15 protein-coding genes and 1 tRNA gene are annotated in these 20721 nt (G+C 59.5%); 11 read left to right on the top strand and 5 right to left on the bottom strand.

From position 1 onward, the window contains the following. Positions 1-202: 202 nt before the first annotated feature. From EI290_RS21230 to EI290_RS21220, 3 genes are all read left to right on the top strand, one after another. Positions 203-796 (top strand): Crp/Fnr family transcriptional regulator, encoded by a 594-nt coding sequence (locus tag EI290_RS21230; protein WP_125433658.1) that lies wholly within the window; start codon positions 203-205, stop codon positions 794-796. A gap of 184 nt (positions 797-980) precedes the next feature. Continuing rightward, complete coding sequence (locus tag EI290_RS21225) at positions 981-1346, top strand: DUF4260 domain-containing protein (protein WP_125433657.1); 366 nt, start codon at positions 981-983, stop codon at positions 1344-1346. Positions 1347-1485: 139 nt separating this feature from the next. Then, positions 1486-3660: a bifunctional alpha,alpha-trehalose-phosphate synthase (UDP-forming)/trehalose-phosphatase gene (locus EI290_RS21220; protein WP_125433656.1), complete on the top strand. Its 2175-nt coding sequence runs from the start codon at positions 1486-1488 to the stop codon at positions 3658-3660. A gap of 182 nt (positions 3661-3842) precedes the next feature. Here EI290_RS21220 and EI290_RS21215 read toward each other — a convergent pair whose 3' ends face one another. Beyond that, positions 3843-5630 (bottom strand): glycoside hydrolase family 15 protein, encoded by a 1788-nt coding sequence (locus EI290_RS21215; protein WP_125433655.1) that lies wholly within the window; start codon positions 5628-5630, stop codon positions 3843-3845. Positions 5631-5806: 176 nt separating this feature from the next. Between EI290_RS21215 and EI290_RS21210 the strand changes: the two genes are divergently transcribed. The 5 genes from EI290_RS21210 (at position 5807) to EI290_RS21190 (ending at position 13141) form a co-directional block, all read left to right on the top strand. Continuing rightward, positions 5807-6523 (top strand): TVP38/TMEM64 family protein, encoded by a 717-nt coding sequence (locus tag EI290_RS21210; RefSeq protein WP_125433654.1) that lies wholly within the window; start codon positions 5807-5809, stop codon positions 6521-6523. A gap of 125 nt (positions 6524-6648) precedes the next feature. Continuing rightward, positions 6649-6720: transfer RNA gene (locus tag EI290_RS21205), tRNA-Glu, on the top strand. Positions 6721-6890: 170 nt separating this feature from the next. Continuing rightward, positions 6891-9050 (top strand): hypothetical protein, encoded by a 2160-nt coding sequence (locus EI290_RS21200; protein ID WP_125433653.1) that lies wholly within the window; start codon positions 6891-6893, stop codon positions 9048-9050. A gap of 385 nt (positions 9051-9435) precedes the next feature. Next, positions 9436-11133, top strand: coding sequence for an MFS transporter (locus tag EI290_RS21195; protein WP_125433652.1), 1698 nt, complete (start codon positions 9436-9438; stop codon positions 11131-11133). Between the two features lie 226 nt (positions 11134-11359). After that, the gene (locus tag EI290_RS21190; RefSeq protein WP_125433651.1) at positions 11360-13141 is read left to right on the top strand and encodes an ABC transporter ATP-binding protein; all 1782 of its coding nucleotides are present in this window, start codon (positions 11360-11362) and stop codon (positions 13139-13141) included. Positions 13142-13157: 16 nt separating this feature from the next. Here the strand turns inward: EI290_RS21190 and EI290_RS21185 are convergent, their stop codons facing one another. Continuing rightward, positions 13158-15224, bottom strand: a complete 2067-nt coding sequence (locus tag EI290_RS21185; protein ID WP_125433650.1) for a T9SS type A sorting domain-containing protein — start codon at positions 15222-15224, stop codon at positions 13158-13160. A gap of 186 nt (positions 15225-15410) precedes the next feature. Between EI290_RS21185 and EI290_RS21180 the strand changes: the two genes are divergently transcribed. From EI290_RS21180 to EI290_RS21170, 3 genes are all read left to right on the top strand, one after another. Continuing rightward, positions 15411-16301: a M48 family metalloprotease gene (locus tag EI290_RS21180; protein WP_125433649.1), complete on the top strand. Its 891-nt coding sequence runs from the start codon at positions 15411-15413 to the stop codon at positions 16299-16301. A gap of 186 nt (positions 16302-16487) precedes the next feature. Continuing rightward, positions 16488-17306 carry a DNA-formamidopyrimidine glycosylase gene (gene mutM, locus EI290_RS21175; protein ID WP_125433648.1) on the top strand — a complete coding sequence of 273 codons (819 nt, stop codon included), beginning with the start codon at positions 16488-16490 and terminating at the stop codon, positions 17304-17306. A 316-nt stretch (positions 17307-17622) separates the two neighbouring features. After that, positions 17623-18111 (top strand): lipocalin-like domain-containing protein, encoded by a 489-nt coding sequence (locus tag EI290_RS21170; protein WP_185817107.1) that lies wholly within the window; start codon positions 17623-17625, stop codon positions 18109-18111. A 105-nt stretch (positions 18112-18216) separates the two neighbouring features. On the opposite strand, the gene EI290_RS21165 is transcribed toward EI290_RS21170, so the two are convergent. The 3 genes from EI290_RS21165 to EI290_RS21155 form a co-directional block, all read right to left on the bottom strand. Continuing rightward, positions 18217-18498 carry a hypothetical protein gene (locus EI290_RS21165; protein WP_125433646.1) on the bottom strand — a complete coding sequence of 94 codons (282 nt, stop codon included), beginning with the start codon at positions 18496-18498 and terminating at the stop codon, positions 18217-18219. A 50-nt stretch (positions 18499-18548) separates the two neighbouring features. Further along, on the bottom strand, positions 18549-18830 hold the full coding sequence (locus EI290_RS21160; protein WP_125433645.1) for a hypothetical protein: 282 nt from the start codon (positions 18828-18830) through the stop codon (positions 18549-18551). A 349-nt stretch (positions 18831-19179) separates the two neighbouring features. Further along, the gene (locus EI290_RS21155; RefSeq protein WP_125433644.1) at positions 19180-20580 is read right to left on the bottom strand and encodes a radical SAM protein; all 1401 of its coding nucleotides are present in this window, start codon (positions 20578-20580) and stop codon (positions 19180-19182) included. Positions 20581-20721: the final 141 nt, after the last annotated feature.

Here is a 20721-nt window from a genome sequence, read left to right as displayed (position 1 = left end):
TCTCGCGTGCTGACGGTGCAATGCTAATTATCAGTCTAAGCGGAGCCGAAGAATCTCGCCTGCTGATGCCTGCATACAATTGCAACCTCAGCAGGCGAGATTCCTCGGCTCCGCTCGGAATGACGGTCTACCTACGCTCGGAATGAGGGTATACCCGGAATGACGTTCTGATTGACTGGCGTTTTGCCGCTACCTTGCGGCCATGCACCCGCTCCGCGCCTACATTCATCGGTTTGTGCCGCTTACTGAGGCGGAATGGGCACCACTGGCGGCCGGCATTACCCCGCGCACGTTGCGGCGGAAGCAGAATTTTGTGACGCAGGACCAACCGGCCCTGGAGTTGGCGCTGGTGGTGTCGGGGGCCTGCCGGCTGCTGTACACCCGGCCCGATGGCGAGGAGCGCACCACCTATTTCTTCTTTGAAAACCACCTGATGGGCAGCTACCAGAGCTGCCTGACGGGCCAGCCCAGCCAGTTCAGCATTCAGGCCCTGGCCCCTACCGAGCTGCTGACGTTTCCGTACGCATTGCTGCGCCGGCTATTCGATGAATTTCCGGTGTATGAGCGGTTTGGGCGGCTGCTGGCCGAGTATCACCTGCTGGGCACCGATGCCCGCCTAGCCGAGCTGCTGCTACTCAGTCCTGAGCAACGCTATCAGGCCCTATTGCGCAGCCACAAAACCAAGATTCTGGAGCGGGTGCCGCAGCAGTACGTGGCCTCCTACCTGGGCGTAACGCCGGTGTCGCTTAGCCGCATCCGGGCGCGGGTGCAGGCAGAGGATGAAGGCAGCAGGTAGCTGCTTTGTACTACGGCCGGAGTAGCTCAGAGCAGCTCTGCTACCTATTGCATACCCCTCCGCGGGTCTTTGTGCAAACCGGCGCCAGAACTATCGTTGCCCCCAATTCCTTAGCTTTTGTTAACGTTTTCCGGCAAGTGCGCCACCGACCTTTGGCTTGTTGTTTTACTTCATTCTCAAGGCGATGAAAACTGTACTCAAACTCGAAGAGCTAGCCGAGCTGCTGGTGGCTACCCTGGTTTTTTCTCAACTACCCTACGCATGGTGGTGGCTACCAGCTTTATTCTTGGTACCTGATCTGAGCATGTTGGGTTACTTGGCAGGCCCGCGGGTGGGTGCTTTCAGCTACAACCTGGCTCACCACAAGGCTGTGGCCCTGCTGATAGGTTTGGCCGGCTGGGCACTTGCGCAGCCGCTGCTGCTGCTGGCAGGCTCAGTGCTCCTGTTTCATAGCGCCTTCGACCGGTTGCTGGGCTACGGCCTGAAGCTGAGCACAGGCTTCCACCATACCCACCTGGGTGTACTCAGGCAGCAGCCGGCCGAGGCCTGATACTGACTGAAAAGGTGTGCTATACGGTTGTGCTTAGCCATTTAGGAGCACCTCCTGGTAACAGAAACTGGCAAAGAAAATAATAGCCGTACCCTATTTTCTGTCGTAAGCCTACAGGTTCACCAACCTATACTGGCTTATGCCCCGCACGATTATCGTCTCCAACCGCCTCCCCACCAAAATTCTGCGTACTGAAGACCGACTTACTTTCCAGCCCAGCGAAGGGGGACTGGCAACCGGCCTGGGCTCCATCTACCGGCAGGAAGGAAATGTGTGGGTGGGCTGGCCGGGACTTTTTGTGGAAGATGCGGCCGAAGCAGAATACGTAGGCGAGCAGCTGCGCCAGGATAGCATGGTGCCAGTGTTCCTGACCGAGGCTGAAATCAGGGACTTTTACGAAGGGTTCAGCAACTCAACCCTTTGGCCTACGTTTCATTATTTCGCTCAGTACGCCACCTACGAGCAGGCCCATTGGGAGGCGTACGTGGCCGTAAATGAGAAATTCTGCCGGGCCGTGCTGGAGCTGGCCGGTCCCGAAGACACCATTTGGGTGCACGATTACCAACTGCTGCTGCTGCCGGCCCTGCTACGCCAGGCCCGCCCCGAGGCTACCATCGGCTTCTTCCTGCACATTCCCTTTCCCTCGTACGAGCTGATTCGGGTACTGCCTTGGCGCCAGCAGCTATTGGAGGGTATGCTGGGGGCCGATTTGCTGGGCTTCCACACCTTTGGCTATATGCGCCACTTCCTCAGCGCCGTGTCGCAGCTGCTGGGATTCTCCTCCCAGAACGGGCAGATCGAAACCGGCTCCCGCACCGTACTGGTGGATGCGTTTCCGATGGGTATTGACTACGAACGGTACGTACAGGCGGCGGCCTCGGAAACAGCTATCCAACACGAGGCCACCTACCGGGAAGCACTGCGCGCGGTGCGCGTTATTCTGAGCATCGACCGCCTCGACTACTCCAAGGGTATTGCTCAGCGGCTGCGGGCATTTGAGCTGCTGATCCAGCGCTACCCCGAGTGGCGCGAGCAGGTAAGCCTGATTATGGTGGTAGTGCCCTCCCGCGACCAGGTGGCGCAATACGCCAGTCTCAAGGAAGAAATTGATGAGCTGGTGGGCCGCATTAACGCCCAGTACCGCACAATTGGCTGGACGCCCATTCACTACTTCTACCGGTCTTTTCCGCTGGAAGAGCTGGCCTCCTTATACCGGCTGGCCGAGGTGGCCCTGGTAACGCCCATGCGCGACGGGATGAACCTGGTAGCCAAGGAGTTTGTAGCCAGTAAGGCCGACCAGCGCGGCGTGCTTATTCTGAGCGAGCGGGCGGGTGCCGCCCGGGAGCTGTCCGATGCCCTCATTATCAACCCCACCGATACGGGCCAGCTGGCCGAGGCCATGCATGATGCTCTGGTGATGCCTGAGGAAGAGCAGGTAGCCCGCATGAGTGCCATGCAGGCCCTGGTACGGCAGTACAACGTGTTTGCCTGGTCAAAGCTGTTCATGGGCCGCTTGGCGTACAGCAAGATGAAGCAACATACTCTGGCCACCGAAGTTCTGCAGCCCGAGGTAATGGAGCAGCTGCTGGCCGACTACCATACCGCCCCCTCCCGCCTGTTGCTGCTGGATTACGATGGCACGCTGGCCCCTTTTACGGGTAATCCGCAGCGGGCCCAACCCGACCAGGAGTTGCTGCTGCTGCTGCGGGCCCTCACCGAAATTCCCCGCAACCGGGTGGTTATCATCAGTGGGCGCGACCGGGCAACCCTGGAAGCATGGCTGGGCCATCTGCCCGTCGATTTCATTGCCGAACACGGGGTATGGCTGCGGGCCGCGGGCGAAGAGTGGCAGCTGTTCCAAACCCTCAACAACGACTGGAAACGGGAAATACGGCCGATTCTGGAGCTATACGTGGCCCGGACGGCCGGCGCTTTTGTTGAGGACAAAGACTACTCGCTGGTGTGGCATTACCGCCGTGCCGACGCTGAGCTGGGAGCCGTACGGGCCCGCGACCTGCTCAACCACCTCACCTTCATGACGTCCAACAGTGAGTTACAGGTTATGGAAGGCAACAAGGTAATCGAAGTCAAGACGGCCGGTATCAATAAAGGCACGGCTGCCGCCCGCTGGCTGGCTACCTACCAACCCCATTTTACCCTGGCCATCGGCGACGACCGGACTGATGAAGACACCTTCCGGGCCATGCCTCCTGAAGCCTATACCATTAAGGTGGGCACAGCCCCCCGCTCCCTGGCTCGCTACCACGTTGCCTCCACCACCGATGTGCGGAAGCTGCTTCGAGGCCTGTTGTAACTGGCTGGCACGACCTGCCACCGCGAGAGGGTGCTACTGCGGCCAGCAACCTGCCCCCCGCCAAAGCCCCCTGACATCAGCTGACGTCGGGGGCTTCGGCGGGGGGCGGGGTATCGGCCGCAATAGCACAGACTGCCAAATTCATGCTACTGTGAGTAGCCTGTACACAAGGCCGGGCTAGCCTATATAAAGTTGGGTTTGGCCAGTTTCTGGGCAATGCGGTAGGCGGCATTTACGAGCCCTACGTGGCTGTACGCCTGCGGAAAATTGCCCCATTGCGAGCCGGTTTTGGCATCTACGTCCTCCGAAAGCAGCCCCAGATGGTTGGTGTAAGTGGTCAGCTTCTCGAACTCCCGGATTGCCTCCTCCACCCGGCCTACACTGGCCAAAGCCTCCACATACCAGAACGAGCAGATAAGAAAGGTCGTTTCGGGCGTACCAAAGTCGTCGGCGTGCCGGTAGCGGTAAAACAGTCCTTCCGGGGTTTTCAGGGCCTTCTCCAGAGCCTCCAGGTGGCGGCGGGCCCGTTCGGAGCCGGGGTCGAGGTAGCCCATCAGAATCAGCTGCAGGCCGCTGGCATCGAGGTGGGGCGAGCCAATAGCATTGGTATAAGCCCCCAGCCCGGGGTTGTAGCACTGCTCAATGTGGTCGGCAGCGGCTTGCATCAGCCGCTCAGCCCGGGCCTCCATATCGGCATTGCCCAGGGCGCGGGCTACTTTACGGGCCGCGTGACTGCCCGCCCAGTGAAACAGGTACGTATAGCAGTGATACTGAGCCAGGTTACGAAACTCCCAAAGACCGGCATCAGGCTGGTCCATCGTGGCTTCTATCAGACGCAGGGTTTCGTACACCAGCTTCTCCGGGTTGGGTCGCTCGGGGTCGATAAACCGGCAATCTATGTACAGAGGCAGCAGTGCTACCAGCACTTGTCCGTACACGTCATTCTGGATGTGGGTGTACGCATCGTTGCCAATGCGCACGGGTTGGTTGCCCAGGTAGCCGGCCAGCGGCAACTCCTGCTCAACCAGCGCCGACTGTCCGCTGATGCCATACAAGGGCTGGTAGCGGCCCTGAATCTTGGTGGAGATGTTAACGATATAATGAAAGTACCGTTCCATTTCCTCAAAGTGCCCAATGTTGTTGAAGGCAGTGAGGATGTAGTACGTGTCGCGCATCCAGCAGTAGCGGTAGTCCCAGTTGCGGGTGCTGCCGGGGGCCTCGGGCAAGCTGGTGGTAGTAGCGGCAATAATGGCCCCGGTATCCTCGTACTGATGAATTTTAAGCGCCAGCGCCGAGCGGATAACCTGGGTCTGGTGAAAGTCGCTGATGCTGGTACTTTTCACCCAGGTGCGCCAATAGTCCACCGTAGCCCGCAGAAACCGCTCGGCGGTGCTTTCCAACGGCGCTTCCAGGGGAGCTCCATACGTTAGTACTAGGTATTTGGTCTCATTCAGCACAAAATCTTCCTCCTCCAGCACATAAGTCAGCGGAATATTAGTGGTCAGCCGCATTTCTTCTTCCAGGCCTAGAAAGGCAATGTGGTTGGAGCTGCGGCGGCGGGTAAGGGCCAGCTCCCCGTAGTGGCCCACCGGCCGGCATACCACCCGGATGCGCGGTGTACCTTCCAGGGGCTCCACTTTCCGGATAAACATCAGCGGCTTGTAGTACCGTTCGTACTGGGCAAAGCGCGGGGCAAAATCCGTGACGCGGTAGCGGCCGGTGGGGGTAGTTATTTCCGTCCGCAGCACGTTGGTATTTGCCAGGTAGGTTTGCCGGGAGGAAAAGGACTCAGCGTGGTTGGCTGGCCGTATACTGTACTCTCCTCCTTTGTCCGGGTCCAGCAGAGAGCCAAACACGAAGCTACTATCGAAGCGGGGCCAGCACAGCCAGCGTACGGCGGTATCAGTGCCAATCAGGCCCAGAAATGCGCAGTTGCCAATCAGGCCGAACTCATAGGTATGTTTTGTCATGCAGCGGGGAGTTTGCCTCAGGCCCGGGGGCCCGGGGTGCCATAGGATACAAGCTAGTACCCCGCCCACCGCGTTGAGGTTGTGTTGGCCACCGGTTCGTGGGCTACGTATGCCAGCAAATCCGCGCTCCGCAGAGTCGGTTGTTGCCTGTATTCACCCTGCTTACTTCGTTGATTTTGCCTACTGCCGTTTCTTCCTCCTCCTCCGTCAAAAAGCGCAGCAGCCGCCTGCCGCTCTACCTTACGCTGGGCTTACTGGTGGCGCTGGCGGGCTGCTGGTTTGGCTGGCCGGCCTTCCAGGAAACCGTGCGCGAAGCCTGGGTAGTGCTCAAGTCGGGCGAGCAGCCGCGCATTGCCGCCTGGATGCAGCAGTTTGGCTACTGGGGGCCGGTGGTGCTGGTGGTAGCCATGGTAGTGCAGATGTTCCTGTTCGTGGTGAACGTGGTGCTGCTGATTCTGGTGGCTATTCTGGCCTACGGGCCGTGGTGGGGCTCCCTGCTGGCCCTGGTGGGCGTGGTAACGGCCTCCTCGGTGGGCTACGCCCTGGGCCGCATGTTGGGCGAGTCGTTCGTACGGAGGCTGCTGGGTCGCAAAACCGAGAAGAAAGTACTGGATGTGGTGGACCGCTACGGCGTGTGGGCCATTATTATTGCCCGCCTCTCCCCCGCCCTTTCCGATGATGCCATCAGCTTCGTGGCAGGGCTGGCCCGCATGGGCTACTGGAAGTTCATGGCTGCTACCGTGGTCGGGGTAGTGCCTCTGATTGCGCTATTAGCTTACCTGGGCGAGGATAGTGAGCGGCTGAAATCCGGTTTGCTTTGGGTAACGGGCGTGAGTGTACTGCTGTTTGGGGGCTATATATGGTGGGACCGGCAGCGGACAAAGCAAAAATAATCCGCTTGATTCTGCGGCATTTAGCGTAAACCGGCAAATTTTTCGGAACAGGCTGTTTGCATTGAGCCGGAAACGTTCTACTTTTGCATCACCAAACCGGAAAAAACTCCGGCCTCTGGGTTTCTGGTCCGTTCGTCTAGGGGTTAGGACAGTAGATTTTCATTCTACCAACAGGGGTTCGATTCCCCTACGGACTACTTCACAAAAAGCCTTCTGCTGCTCAGCGGAAGGCTTTTTGTTGGTTACCCGCGGCAAAAGGCTGAGCGTTTTTACGAGAAATCCAGGAGGCAGCGTGCAACTGCCAGGTGGGCCTGCCTACCTTTGTGCGGCTTTCGGTGGGTCGGGAGCCACTTTCCGCCTTTCTGCTGTGTTGAACCTTTCCGGACTTCGTGAGCGCACGTGGGTAGTGCTCATGGGCCTTCTGTCGCTCTGCGCTTTTTCTGCCCGCGCTCAACGTGCCCCCCTCCTGCGCGACATCAGTGTTCGAACCGACACCGTGCGCTATAGCTTGAGCCGCCATACTGCCCTGGTGCAAGGCGAGCCCCACCTGTACTTCTACTATCGTCAGGATGATGAGCAGGCCGAGCTGCTGGTGTACCCCGAAACTCCGGGCCGCCAGGGGCTGCGGCTCCAACGCTCCGCCGATTTTATTCTGATTGACTCGCTGACGGCCATGGATGGGGGCCAGTATTACCGGGCCAAGCTACGATTTAAGGATTTGAGCAGCAACAAGTTTCTGAGCCTCTCCTTCCGTCAGCCCTCCGATTCGGTGGGATTTGCCCCCCAAACGCAGACCGTAAAGCTGCTGCCTATTATGCGGACAACGCTGGAGTTCCGGCCCGCCGATACGGAGCTGTTCGTGGGCGAGGAGAAGGTGTTTGAGCTGAGCAGCAACAATCCCAAAAACATTCGGGTAACCACCGAATGGACGCATGGCCAGGATATTGACTACCGGCTGGAGCAGGAGAAAGGACTCCTGAAGCTGCACGTGCTGCCCAATGCCCTGGGTACCCGGCAGCTTACGCTTCGCCCTCAGACCGAGCGGCCCTTCCTCACTGACAATAACCGCCGGGTAACGTATGCCCTGCCCCCCATCCGCCAGGAGTTCACCGTAAAGGCCTCCCGGCTGCGCTTTTTGAGCGTTGATAAAAAGGAAATTACCCTGGATGAAAATTCGCGTCGCAAGGGTGTGGAGCTGATTCTGGACAACGGCCGCACCTTTGACCTGAAGCGTACCTACCGCATCGAGGACCAGGAGGAAGCCGGAGGCTCGCTCATTGCCGAGCTGTTTACGCGCCAGTACCTTACCAACGACCGGGTGCTGTGCTGGCTGCGCGTGTACAACACCCACCGCCAGACGGAGAGCTACCTCTACATCAAGGAAAACGACCAGGCCAAGTACATTACCAACTTCAACATCGCGCCCAAAACCACCATTACGGCCCTGAGCGTGCGGCACCGGGGCGGCGACTGGACCCCCAACGCCACCGTGAACCCCGGTGAAACCGTGGACGTGCGCCTGGAAGGTGAGTCGCTGACGCGGGGACGGTTTCTGTTTGAGGATGTGCAGGTGATTCCCTCCGATTCCAGCATCCGCTCCGACGCGGCCGTGGTGTACCGTATTAAAGTGCCCATCACCATTGATAAAAAGCGCATTGCCATTTTCAACGCGGGTCAGCCCACCGGCTCGGGGCTTACGGTACGGGAGTTTCAGCGGCCTCATCCGCTCGATTTCGTGGGCGTGACCTTCGGCGAAGCACCCCGGCCCATTACCCGCCTCAACGGCCCGGTGCTCTACGACCGTACCATCCGGGACGTGGTGTTCAGCTTCAACTCCGGGGCCATCGACTCCGACCAGCAGTTTTACGGCAAGCAGTACCTCACCTTCGATATCCGGACCCAGAATGCCAAGGGGGAGTTGATTGAGATGCGCACTGTGGAAAACATAGTGGTGTGTCCCGATGGCAACTCCGCCCGGGCTCCTTTCTACCAGGACAAGCAGTGCCAGGTGGGCAACATCAGCCTCAACAGCCTGCTCAACTCCCGTAAAACCTACGACCTCGACGACTGGAGCACCATTATCATCACCATCCGCCACAACCAGGGGCAGTATTCGGAGCCGGGCTTCACCCAAAAACTGGAGCTGGTGTTGCAGCGCCGGGTGAAGTTTGATATCGATATCAGCTTTCCGGGCGGGTTGCTCACGAAGTACAAGGGAGAGTCGAGCTTTACCTCGTTCGGGGGTATTTCCCTAGCCACGCTGGCGCAGTTCAGCTTCTACCACCCTACCCGCATCAACAAGCTGCGGCCCTACAAGGTGGGGGCAGGCTTTGTGGCCCTCAATGCCTTCAACCTCAGCCAGGACTCCAACGTGAACCGCGACCTGGGCATTGTGGTGCTGGGCTCCGTGTATCCCACCCGCTCCGACGCCAAGCTGACATTCCCGCTGTACCTGGGCGGCGGCTACCTGATGAACAAGAAGTCGTTGTTCTTCCTGTTTGGCCCGGGGATTGGGATTCGGTTGTGAGTGTATAAGGGTATGAGGGTAACAGAACGTCATTCCGAGCATGTGGCGCATCAAGCCAGGGTGCGGAGCCGTAGTCGAGGAATCTCGCGTGCTGATGTTGCCAAAGTAACTGCCATTCCGAGCTTGCGAGGAATCTTGCGTGCTGACCGAAGAAGCCAACTTCAATCGTTTGGCTCCCCCGTTCCTTCTCAGAGAGGCGGCCGGCTCCGCAGGGGTCCTGTGAGGCGCAATGCCAGAACGAAGCCCAATAGTTACCCCCCACACACACAGCGTCAGCACGCGAGACTCCCCGACTATGGCTCCGCCTTCACTCGGAATGACGTTCTGTTATCTACCTATCCTCATACTCCTACCCTCCTACCCACCCTTTACGTAAGGAGGCTACATGTCTGCTCCGCTTACTGCTCCTGCGCCGCCGTCGGCTTCCACTTCGCCGTTTACCCCGCTCCGGATTCCGTTTTTCCGGATGTTATGGGTAGCCTCATTTGTTTCGAACATTGGCACCTGGATGCAGAACGTGGGCGCGGTGGGGCTGATGACGGAGCTGACGGCCTCACCGGTGCTGGTGGCCCTGTTGCAGACGGCCTCGGCGCTGCCGGTGTTTCTGCTGAGCTTGCCTGCCGGGGCCCTGGCCGATTTGGTGGACCGCCGCCGGATGCTGCTGGCCACCCAAACCTGGATGGCGGCCGTGGCTCTGCTGCTAGCCGCTACAACCCTGTTGCACCTTACCTCGCCCTGGCTGCTGCTCACCCTTACTTTTCTGCTGGGCCTGGGCGGGGCGCTGAATAACCCGGTGTGGCAAACCGTGACGCCCGAGCTGGTGCCGCGCCAGGAGCTGCCCCAGGCTATAGCTCTTAACAGCGTGAGCTTTAACCTGGCCCGGGCGTTTGGGCCCGCCCTGGGCGGATTCGTAATTGGGTATTTTTCGGCGGGAGCGGCGTTTTTACTGAATGGGTTGTCGTTTCTGGCTACCATTTACATGGTGTATAGCTGGAAGCGGGAACCCCAGGCTACCTCCACGCTGGCCACCGAGCGGGTAGTGGCCGCCATCCGAGGCGGCATACGCTATGCCCGGTTTGCGCCGCCGGTACAGCATATTCTGGTGCGGGGCGTGAGCTTCACGTTTGGGGCCAGCGCCTTGTTTGCCCTGATGCCGGCCGTAGTGGCCCGGCGGTTACAATTGCCCACCTCCTTCTACTCCCTGCTGCTCTCCTGTATGGGGCTGGGAGCCGTATTGGCAGCCGTCACGTTGCCCCGCCTCAACCGTCGCCTCACCATCGACTGGCGCGTGACGCTGGCTACGGCGGCCTTTGCCCTGGGGCTGCTGGGGCTGGGCTACGCCAACAACCACTGGCTGCTGTACGGGCTGTTGACGATGGTTGGCATGGCTTGGATGCTGGTCCTTAACTCGTTTAGCGTGGGAGTACAAACGGTGGTGCCGCGCTGGGTACAGGCCCGTACCATCAGTCTGTACCTGCTTACTATTCAGGGAGGCATGGCGCTCGGGAGCGTGGTATGGGGCACGGTAGCCGGGCAGTGGGGCTTACCGGTGGCCCTCACCGGAGCTGCCGCCTGGCTGGGCCTGAGTATGGCCCTGGGGCTGCAGTTTTCGCTACGCATGGCTCCCGAAGCTCTCGACCACACGCCCGCCCGCCCCCGCCTGGAGCCAGTGCTGGCCGAGGCGCCGGCGCCAACGGAGGGCCCGGTTATCATTACCACCACCTACCGCATTGAGCCCTGCAACCGCCCGCCTTTTACGTACCTGCTGGAGCAACTGGGCCGCATCCGGCGGCGCGAAGGAGCCATTGGCTGGGGCCTGTACGCCGACCTGGCCGACCCAGGCCGCATGGTGGAATACTTTATGGTGGAATCGTGGGAGGAGCACGCCCAGCAGCACGAGCGGGGCGTCAGCCGCGACGAGGCCGAGCTGAAAAATCAGATCCGGCAGTTACACGAGGGCCCCGACCCGCCCCAGGTAACGCATCTGCTGGCTCAGCACTACCGCCCCACCCCCGATTCGCTCCCGATGGTGCCTGGCAGTACCCGCCTGGTAGCCGGCACCGCCGGCGAGGCCACGGCCTAGCGGTGAAGTGGTGAGATGGTGAGTGCAGCGAAGGACCTTCCCACATCAGCACGACTCTGCGCCCTCTGCGAAGCCCTCTGCGGCGTCTGCGGGCTAAAAATGCTTGCACGACATTGGGCTGACGTAATAAGGTCCTCTGCGTAGGATGACAGAAGCTTACCACTTCACCTGAAACCTTCCTGGCCCTTCGCCGCTTTACATCCGTCTCTCCCCTCTTTCTCTCCGAATGAAAGTATTATACAGCTACCTGCGCCATTATTGGGGCCTGCTGGCGCTGGCCCTGCTGCTGGCGGCCATCAACCAGATTTTTTCCCTGCTCGACCCCTACATTCTGGGGCAGATTATCGACCGGTACGTCACGCCCAAACTAAAAAGTGGGCTGCATCCTACGTTTTGGGCCTTTCTGATGGGTGGAGCCGGCCTGCTGGTGCTGCAGGCGCTGGGCGTGGCCATGGTGTCGCGCATTGCCAAGAACTTCCAGGACTATTACACGAACGTCATCACCCAGCGGCTGGGGGCGGCCCTGTATTCGGATGGCCTGCGCCATTCTTTGGAGCTTCCCTACCAAGTGTTTGAAGACCAACGCTCGGGCGAGACGCTGGGCAAGCTCCAGAAGGTGCGGACCGACGTGGAGAAACTTATCCAGAGCCTTATCAACGTGCTGTTCATCTCCCTGGTGGGCATCATCTTCGTTACGTGGTTTGCGTACAGCGTGTACAAACCTATTGCCCTGGTGTATTTTCTTACCATCCCGCTGCTGGGCACGCTTAGTTTTTTCCTGAGTAAGCGCATCAAGGTAATTCAGAAGACCATTGTGGCCGAAACCACGGCCCTGGCCGGCTCCACCACCGAGAGCCTGCGCAACATCGAGCTGATTAAGAGCCTGGGCCTGGCCCAGCAGGAAACCCAGCGGCTGAATGCTACCACGGAAAAGATTCTGAAGCTGGAGCTCAAAAAAGTGCGCTACCTCCGGTCCTTGTCGTTTGTGCAGGGCACGTTTGTGAACCTGATGCGCAACGTGATTCTGCTGATGCTGGTGTTTCTGGTGGTGCGGGAGGTAATTGAGCCCGGGGAGTTTATTACCTTCTTCTTCTACTCATTTGCCGTGTTTGGGCCGCTGCAGGAGTTGGGTACCATTATCAACGTGTACCGCGAAACCGAGGCGTCCCTCACCAACTACCAGCGGATTCTGGACACGCCCAAGGAGGTAAAGCCTGCTCATCCCAAGGTTATTGACACCATTGAAACGCTGGCCTTCGACAACGTGCATTTCCAGCACCTCACGGCCAGCTCTCCGGCCCTGGATGGCATCAGCTTCAGCACCCGGCTCGGCGAAACCATTGCCTTCGTAGGGCCTTCGGGCTCGGGTAAAACTACCTTGGTAAAGCTGCTGGTAGGGCTGTATCCGCCGGCGCAGGGACACATTCTTTACAACGGTATTCCGGGCCTGGAACTGGACCTTGATGCCCTGCGCGAACAGATTGGCTTTGTAACCCAGGACACCCAGCTGTTTGCCGGCACCATTCGGGAAAATCTGCGCTTCGTAGCGCCCCAGGCTACCGACGCCCAGTGCCTGCTGGCCCTGCACCAAGCCGCCGCCGACTCTTTGCTGGCCCGTGCCCCCCTGGGCCTGGATACCGTAATTGGCGAAGGGGGAGTAAAGGTATCCGGGGGGGAGAAGCAGCGCCTGAGCATTGCCCGGGCCTTGCTGCGCCACCCTACCCTGCTGGTATTCGATGAAGCTACTTCGGCCCTGGACTCCCTGACGGAGGAGGAAATCAGCCAGACCGTGCGGGACCTATCCGGCTCCCGCCAGCATATCACCATCCTCATTGCGCACCGACTCAGCACCATTCTGCACGCCGACCGGATTTTTGTGCTGGAGCGGGGCCACGTGGCCGAAGCCGGCCGCCACGACGAGCTGCTGGCCCAACGGGGCCTGTACTACGCCATGTGGCGGCAGCAAATCGGGGAGCGGGAAGTAGCCAAGGATATGGTAGCCAAGTAACCGGACCCAAGCCCGCCTACTGCTTCAGCACCCGAATGCGGCTTTTCTGCCCGGTTACGCTCTGCCATTCCAGTAGGTATACCCCGGGCCGCAAGGTAGCCCCGCTTAAGGTGGGCAGCTGCTGGCCTTGAGCCACCGGTTGCTGCAGCACCCGGCGGCCCGAGGCATCGTAGAGCGTCAGCACTGCGGCGGCCGGGCTGGGCAGCTGCACCTGCAGAACATCGGTAAACGGGTTTGGGTAGGCCCCAAGCTCCGCCACTTCGTCTGCGGCCACAGCCACCACTCCTGAGTAGTACACCGTACCATCCGCATCCTGCTGCCGGAGGCGGTAGTAGCGTTGGGTTGGGCGTGGCTGCTGGTCCAGATAGGTGTAGGAGCGGGGGGTATTGCTGGTGCCGGCTGCCGGTTGCCGGGCTAGTTCCTGCCACTGCCCGGCAGGGTTTACTGTTGCTTCCACGGCGAAATAGGCACTGTTTACCTCAGCGGCTGTTTCCCAGCTCACCCGGACTCCGGCGCTGCTGCGGATAGCCTCGAAGCGCACCAGCGTAACGGGCAGCGCGGAAGCCAAACGGGCGTAGGCGGCGTTGCCACAGCGCGGAGCCACCAGGCTCAGGTCTATTTCTGCAGTGGCCCCAGCTACTTCGCTCGTTGCGTTAAGTACCCGGTTCTGCGAGTTGGCCGCAATAGCATAGTGCATTACGGCGCCGGGTTTGATAATGTGGCCCAGTTGAATACCGTGGCCTTGCTCATGCAGGGCCACGCTTTCAAAATCGAACTGCCCGCCCGTGGGAGCCGCCGGCCCAAACTGCCAGCTTCTCTCCCCGTCGAAGATGTAATCCGTACCGGTAAGCACCCAGCTGATGCCGCTCCCCCCGCTGCATCCCGTATAGTACGAGTAGGTTACGCCCAGTACTCCCGCTGCCAGCTCCGCGGCGTCATCAAAAGCCACCACATTGATATTATCGTTGGAGATGTTGCTGTTGACGGGGGTAGTAGCAGGTGCCACAATACGGTTAGCTCCCGTTCCGTTGCGCCAGGTAGCCAGGGCCCGCTCGAAGGCTGCTTTAGCGGCAGCGTTGGCCGCAAAGTTTTCGTTGTAAGTAAGGGTGTAGCCTCCGGCACCGTTGGTGCCAACCATGGCCACTGCATAAGGCGCGTCCTGGTACTGCAGGTTGCTGAGCGCATACTGTACCGTGAGTGCCTCCGGGCTCAGCGCAACGGCACCTCCCACCGTGAGCTGAATTTTACCGGTTCCGGCCGGGCCCGCGCCACCCACCGTAACGGAGGGTACCCGCACCCGGATTTCGGTGTCCGACCAGCTCAGGTAATCCACTGCCAGGGGCGTTACATAGGAACTACCTCCCGTATTGGCATTTGCAAACCCTACCGTACTGTTGCCCTGCACAGCCCCGAAACCGGTGCCGGTTATCGTCAGCACCGTGCCGGTACCAGCCGCAACGGCTGCCGGAGTGAAACCAGTAACAACAGCGGCGGCACCAGGGCGGGCCGACTCACGCAGGCGGGTTTCCAGAACGTGGTTGGGCTGTAGCGGGGCGTACGGACGGCCGGTGAGTTGCTCCAGGGCCGCGTACACCTCCCCCGGAATGGAGGCATAGCGCCGGAATGGGTCGGAAGCGGTGGCAGTGGGCAGGTTGTAGCGAATAAGCCCCTGCGGTCCGGCCGTGAGCCGAAAGCGGCCCGGTTGGTTAGGGCTGGGCTCCAGCAGAAAGATACCCTGCTCATCGGGCCCCAGTACCGGCTCATTGGATACCTCCTCCCGGCGCAGCCCCACCGTCCCACCGGCCGTAACCACCGTGAGGGGGCCAGGCGGCATAGTCCCGGCAAATACTTTAAATACCTCCAGCTCGTTGAAGGTGAAGATATGCGCCCCGGTATCCTGGCTGCGGGTGGCTTTCACCCGCGCCTCTACTACCAGCGTGGCCTGCTCCAGCCGTTGGGCCAGGGGCACGGCCTCCAGCAAACACGCTTCCTGGGCCCGCAACGGCCCGGCCAGCATCAGCAACACCATGGTCAGCAACCAAGCGGGCCGGAACCCTTCCCCGAGCAATTGTGTTTTTTTCATGCGAGATGAAATCTTTCAGTTTCCCTTCCTACCACCTCCTCCCCGCCTGCACCAGTATATCAGAATTTGCTAATATACCGAATTAAGCTTTCTGTCAGTTCCTCAAAGCTTGACAGCTAGCCAAACCAGGTACTTACTTTCGGCAAGGTAATTGCAACTTCAATAGTTCCTAAAAAGCACTTTTCCATGAACAACACCCGCTTCTTCCGCCGCTTCGCAGGTCTGGCACTTGCCGGGTGGCTTGTCGTAACCGGCTCAGCTGCGGCCCAGTCGGCCGCTACCGGACAACGCGACGTATTGCGCGAAATTACCGATGTGGTGGGCCTGAAGCCGCGTTTTCAGCTGCGGGCTACTACTGAGGTACAAAATGCGGCGGCCGTCGTGTATGGTGGTCAGCGGTACCTGCTGTATAATCCGCAGTTTGTAGCGGCCGTAAACCGCGCCGGGCGCACCGACTGGGCTGGCATCAGCATTCTGGCTCACGAAATGGGGCATCATCTCAACGGGCACACCCTGCGCCCCGGTGGCTCTAATCCTACCGATGAGCTGGAAGCCGATGAATTCTCGGGCTTCGTGCTCCGGAAAATGGGCGCCAGTATGGCGGAGGCCCAGGCAGGCATGGCCGTCGTATCCGACGATGAAGCCTCTCCTACCCACCCCGGCCGTCATACCCGCCTCACCGCCATCAGCGACGGCTGGCTGCGGGCCAATCAGCAGATTGTTGCTACCACGCGCACAGTGGCCCCTTCCGCCGCCCCCGCCGTACTGACTGCCCGCACCGCCGCCCCCGCCCGAACGGTAGCAGCTAATTCGGCATCTGCACTCAGCGTGCTCGGCAAGATTACTTTCCGCGACAAGCCTGATGAAGACTATTATGTTACCAACCACCTGAGTGTGGTTCGTTTCGACACGGGTGCCCGCACGGCCCAGGTAGTGGGCCGACTTACCCGCTCCGAAAGCGTGAACTATCCCTTTGTGCTGGTTGATGGCCAACAGCGCCGCTTGTACATCAGCCGCACCGGCAGCATCTTCGATACCAGCGGACGGCAGGTTGCCTCGCTTTCCGACCCCTCCTAGCCCGTGGTACTGAGGCGGCCCGGGCTGGGATAGTAGCCTGGTACGGTGTTGTGCTGCCTCACCGCTTTTCAGCTTACACAAGCCGGTTTCCTGTCCAGGAAGCCGGCTTGTGCTGTTTTGCTACCTACGCCAACCCATGCCCAACCTCCTCCGTTGGGGAGGTACACGTTTTCTGTTTATTTGCTGATGCCTGAGTTACCCGAAGTTGAAACCTACCGGCGCTTCCTCCACGAGTTGGCAGTGGAAGAAACCGTAGCCGCGTTTGAAGTGAAAGACCGCCACGTACTCGCCACCGACGAGCAAGTCCTGCGTACGGCCCTGGTTGGGCGCCGCATTACCGGCACCAGCCGCCTTGGCAAAAACTGCTTTCTGCACCTGAGTGACGGCCACGTACTGGTGCTCCACTTCGGCATGACCGGCGACGTGGGTGCCTACCGCGACGAGGCGGACGCGCCCCGCTTTACGCGGGTAGCCCTGCACCTGGGCTCCGGCCTGCGCCTGGCCTTTATCGACCCGCGCAAATTCGGGCGGATTCGGCTGGCAGAAAGTGTGGAGGCGTACCAGCAGGCCAAAAAGCTGGGCCCCGATGCCCTGGCCATTACCACCAAACAGCTGCATACTGCCCTAAGCCGCCGTAAATCCTTATTGAAGCCGGCCCTGCTCGACCAGCACCTCACGGCTGGCCTGGGCAACTGGATTGTGGATGAGGTACTGTTTCAGGCCCGCATTCATCCGGAGCGGGTGGCGGCCACCTTAACCGAAGCGGAGTTTTCCAGCCTGCACGCGGCCATTCAACTGGTGTTGCGCACGGCCATTAAGCACGAGGCAAACTACCGTACATTCCCGGCCAGCTTTCTGATTCATGCGCGTGAATGGGACGATTCCGCGACTCCCGGGACAGATGCCCACCGGTTTTGCCCCCGTCATCGGGACACTGAAATAGTAAAAACTTACGTAGGTGGTAGGGCCACTTACACATGCCCTATTTGCCAGCCAGAAATTTAAGCTACGTATAGTACAATTTACTATAGAAGTAGCCCGGTTTGTTCAGCAGACCGGGCTATTTTGTTTTTCAGGGATTTAACCATCAAATAATCAAGAAAATAACGCAATTATAGTACTTCTTAGATACATCATTGGAAGAAACGACCAAATTTCACAACCACCTGAACCAGTACGATTTATAATCAGTTAGATTTGCACAACGGCAGTCGAAGGCAGCCGATGTAGTAGAGAAGTTGGACGTTTAATTGTGAGGCATATGCCGCAGATGTACTACGCCGAAAAGCGTGTTGTTGCACATTCACCAAAACCCGTTTTCATGAAGAAACTGCCCGTATTCCTGAGCCTGCTGGCAAGCACCCTGGTGTTTGCCTCGTGTGAGAAAGAAATTGAGGAGATGAAGGACCCCGCCCAGGAAGTGGCAGCTGCCGCCGCCACCGTGCAGTCGAAGCCCGAACTGCTGGCTGCTGGCCCCTGGCACCTCACCAGCCTCACGCTCAGCACCGCTGCCCAGGGAGCCGCCGCTACCCCCGCCGTCGATATTTTGCCTCGCCTGAAAGACGCCCAGCGCGACAATCAGCACACGTTTAAAGCTGACGGCGGCTACGTGCTCGACGAAGCTGCTCTGAAGGCGTACCCCGAAGCCCCTCAGCAAACCACTGGCACCTGGAAGCTGAACGGCGACTCGCTCACCGTAAGCCAGCCCAACGTAACCCGCCACTTCTTCGTGGAGGAACTGAACACTACCACGTTGCGCGTGAAGCTTGCGCAGGACGGTTCTACCTACACGTCGGTTTTCTCGCGCTAAGCCGCCCCGATTTTCACCACCGTTCATAAGCAAACCGCCCCGCTGGCACCAGCGGGGCGGTTTGTTTTGTTTTTAGAAGGGCCTCCGGCTCAGGTAGTCTGGCGCTCATATGTTCCCCAGCCCGCCCAGCATGAACATGGCCGCACAGGAGCCAAAGCCGATGAGGAACACCAGCAGGGCACTTAGAAAATACGCGGCCGGCCCACGCCGGAAATGCACGATACCCAGCACCAGATTCACCAGCGCCAGGCCCAGATAAATCACCACAAACAGCACCATAGAAGCACCATTCGATACCTGGCTCAGCAGCCCCAGCACCACGGCCACGGCCAGGATAGCCAGCACGTTGATGCGCAAAATGCGGGAAGTGGGAGTAGGTTCAGACATGGCAGCAGACGGTTAGAGCACTGTTGTAAGGCTTACACGCACAGCACGGCTCAATGGTTTACGTGCAGGTTACTTAGAATGAGGGCACAGGTACCCAGGCCCAGCAGGCCTACTACCAGCCCCGTCAGCAGCAGCACCTTACCCAGCTTCCGGTGCCGGGTAAACAGCAACCCCAGGCCCACAACCATATTGAGCACAGGCAGGGCCAACATTACCCCGATGCCCCAAACCGCGCCCAGCAACAGCAAAACGACAAAGTTGACGGCCACAATCTTGGCCAGCAAATTACTCGTCGTTTCTTCAGGTTTCGGGGGTAGTTCGGGTGCTTGCATACGCATGCATTATGATTTCATCACTGCTCAATCTGGCTCGTAGAAGCCGGACTTGCTTCTGCACGTCTATGGTTTTCCGCATCTTTCGAGCACATCCCAAAGCCAATGAGCAGTAAGAGCAACGACGACAGAAAAAGCCCGCCAGCATAGCCAGCATCGCGCCGCCGCTCAATCAACAGGAACAGAAAGCCGAGCAACGCATTAAATGTCGCCACCAATAGCAACGGAAAGCCGAGGCTGTATATGCGTGGCCAGCGAAGCCCAATCAGTAGCAGTAACAACCCCAGGTTGAGGCCCAGCGGCCAGATATATAGGCGTTGGCTTTCTTATGTGGACTTGGGCGGTTTCATCAGAGCACCGGAATATCGCGCAGCACTTGCAGACGGGCCAGCTTCTCTTCGTCGCGGTAGAGCATGTTCATCGTCTCGAAGGGAATGATTTTCAAATCCTTGCTTACGATGTGGACGCAGGACTTCTTGATGGCCCGCACGTCGAAGTTCCAGGCATCCATGAATTGCAGGATGATGATGCGGAACAGGTTGTCGTAGCTAAGGTTGGGGGCCTGCACCTGCGGCAGACAACACAGCAGCTGGTTCATTTCGGGCAGCACGGTATCCACGGTGTTGGCTGTGCTGAAGAGCTTGAGCAAGTGCTGGCGCAGGCGTGGGTCCCGCTCGTACACAATGGTGTTGCCGCCGCTTTGCAGCAGGTCGGCGGGGTCCACGTAGCGGGTCAGCGGGAATACTTCCCCGTCGAGCTTAAGGGCGTAGGCCATGGCCAGCGCGTCGGGGTTGCAGGGCACCGGCAGCAGGTCTTCGGCCGTGAACACCGGGCTCTGGTCGATGATGCCCTGGCGCACTTCGGTGAGGCTGAGCCGGTCGGTGGCGGGGTCGAAGTGTTCGAGGCGGCCGGCGGCCTGGGTGGGCTGAAACGTGACGCCGCGCACGCACTTCTGCTTCAGGGCGAAGTCGATGATTTCGCCCATTTCGTCGTCGTTCAGTCCTTTTTGCAGCGTGACGACCAGCGTAGTGCTGAGGTTGTACTTGTTGAGGTGCTCCAGGGCCTGCATCCGCACCTCGCGCAAATCCCTCCCCCGCAGGCTTTCCAGCACCTCTTTCCGGAACGAATCGAACTGCAGGTACACCTCAAAGGCCCCGGCGTAAGTCGCCAGCCGGGCAACAAATTCCTCGTCTTTGGCCAGGCGCACACCGTTGGTATTCACCATCAGGTGCTTGATGGGCTTGCGCTTGCACATATCCAGAATTTCCCAGAACTGCGGGTGCAGCGTGGGCTCCCCGCCGGAAATCTGCACTACGTCGGGCTCCCCTTCGTTTTCCACCAGCACGTCCACCATAGCTTCCACTTCCTCCAGGGTGCGGTGCCGGCCGTGCAGGGGGCTGCTTTCGGCGTAGCAAGTAGGGCAGGTGAGGTTACAGCGGTCCGTTATTTCAATGACGGTGAGGCAACTGTGCTGCTCGTGGTCGGTACAGAGGCCGCAGTCGTAGGGGCAGCCGTAGTGAGTGGCGGTGTTGAAGCGGCGCGGTGTTTCGCTGGGCTTCACGTAGTTGCGGATGCTCTTGTAGTACTCCACGTCGGTGGCAATGAGTACGCGCTGCCGGCCGTGCTCGGGGCAGCGCTTGAGCATGTACACGCCACCATCTTCAAACACAATCTTGGCTTCCACCCGCCGCAAACAATGCGGGCATAGGCTCAGGGTGAAGTCGTAGTAGGTGTAGGGCCGTTCGGGCATGGTGGAGGTAAGGATTAGAGCGTGTTTGGGAATTCAGACCCGATTGAGCGACATAGTGATGTTAGCTAGTAATAGCCAAGCAACATGGCTAGCGGGAGTGAATTCGTAATCAACGACCACGCGGCGAAAGCAGGCTAACCA

Origin of the sequence: Hymenobacter metallilatus (assembly GCF_003944705.1) — a bacterium.
GTDB lineage: Bacteria > Bacteroidota > Bacteroidia > Cytophagales > Hymenobacteraceae > Hymenobacter > Hymenobacter metallilatus.
This window is presented reverse-complemented; position numbering and strand designations above follow the sequence as displayed.

Excerpts from the sequence above, each read along its gene's own strand:
- EI290_RS21230 (WP_125433658.1), top strand. The coding sequence starts at position 203 with ATGCACCCGCTCCGCGCCTACATTCATCGGTTTGTGCCGCTTACTGAG.
- EI290_RS21225 (WP_125433657.1), top strand. The coding sequence starts at position 981 with ATGAAAACTGTACTCAAACTCGAAGAGCTAGCCGAGCTGCTGGTGGCT.
- EI290_RS21220 (WP_125433656.1), top strand. The coding sequence starts at position 1,486 with ATGCCCCGCACGATTATCGTCTCCAACCGCCTCCCCACCAAAATTCTG.
- EI290_RS21215 (WP_125433655.1), bottom strand. The coding sequence starts at position 5,630 with ATGACAAAACATACCTATGAGTTCGGCCTGATTGGCAACTGCGCATTT.
- EI290_RS21195 (WP_125433652.1), top strand. The coding sequence starts at position 9,436 with ATGTCTGCTCCGCTTACTGCTCCTGCGCCGCCGTCGGCTTCCACTTCG.
- EI290_RS21190 (WP_125433651.1), top strand. The coding sequence starts at position 11,360 with ATGAAAGTATTATACAGCTACCTGCGCCATTATTGGGGCCTGCTGGCG.
- EI290_RS21185 (WP_125433650.1), bottom strand. The coding sequence starts at position 15,224 with ATGAAAAAAACACAATTGCTCGGGGAAGGGTTCCGGCCCGCTTGGTTG.
- EI290_RS21180 (WP_125433649.1), top strand. The coding sequence starts at position 15,411 with ATGAACAACACCCGCTTCTTCCGCCGCTTCGCAGGTCTGGCACTTGCC.
- mutM (WP_125433648.1), top strand. The coding sequence starts at position 16,488 with ATGCCTGAGTTACCCGAAGTTGAAACCTACCGGCGCTTCCTCCACGAG.
- EI290_RS21170 (WP_185817107.1), top strand. The coding sequence starts at position 17,623 with ATGAAGAAACTGCCCGTATTCCTGAGCCTGCTGGCAAGCACCCTGGTG.
- EI290_RS21165 (WP_125433646.1), bottom strand. The coding sequence starts at position 18,498 with ATGTCTGAACCTACTCCCACTTCCCGCATTTTGCGCATCAACGTGCTG.
- EI290_RS21160 (WP_125433645.1), bottom strand. The coding sequence starts at position 18,830 with ATGCAAGCACCCGAACTACCCCCGAAACCTGAAGAAACGACGAGTAAT.
- EI290_RS21155 (WP_125433644.1), bottom strand. The coding sequence starts at position 20,580 with ATGCCCGAACGGCCCTACACCTACTACGACTTCACCCTGAGCCTATGC.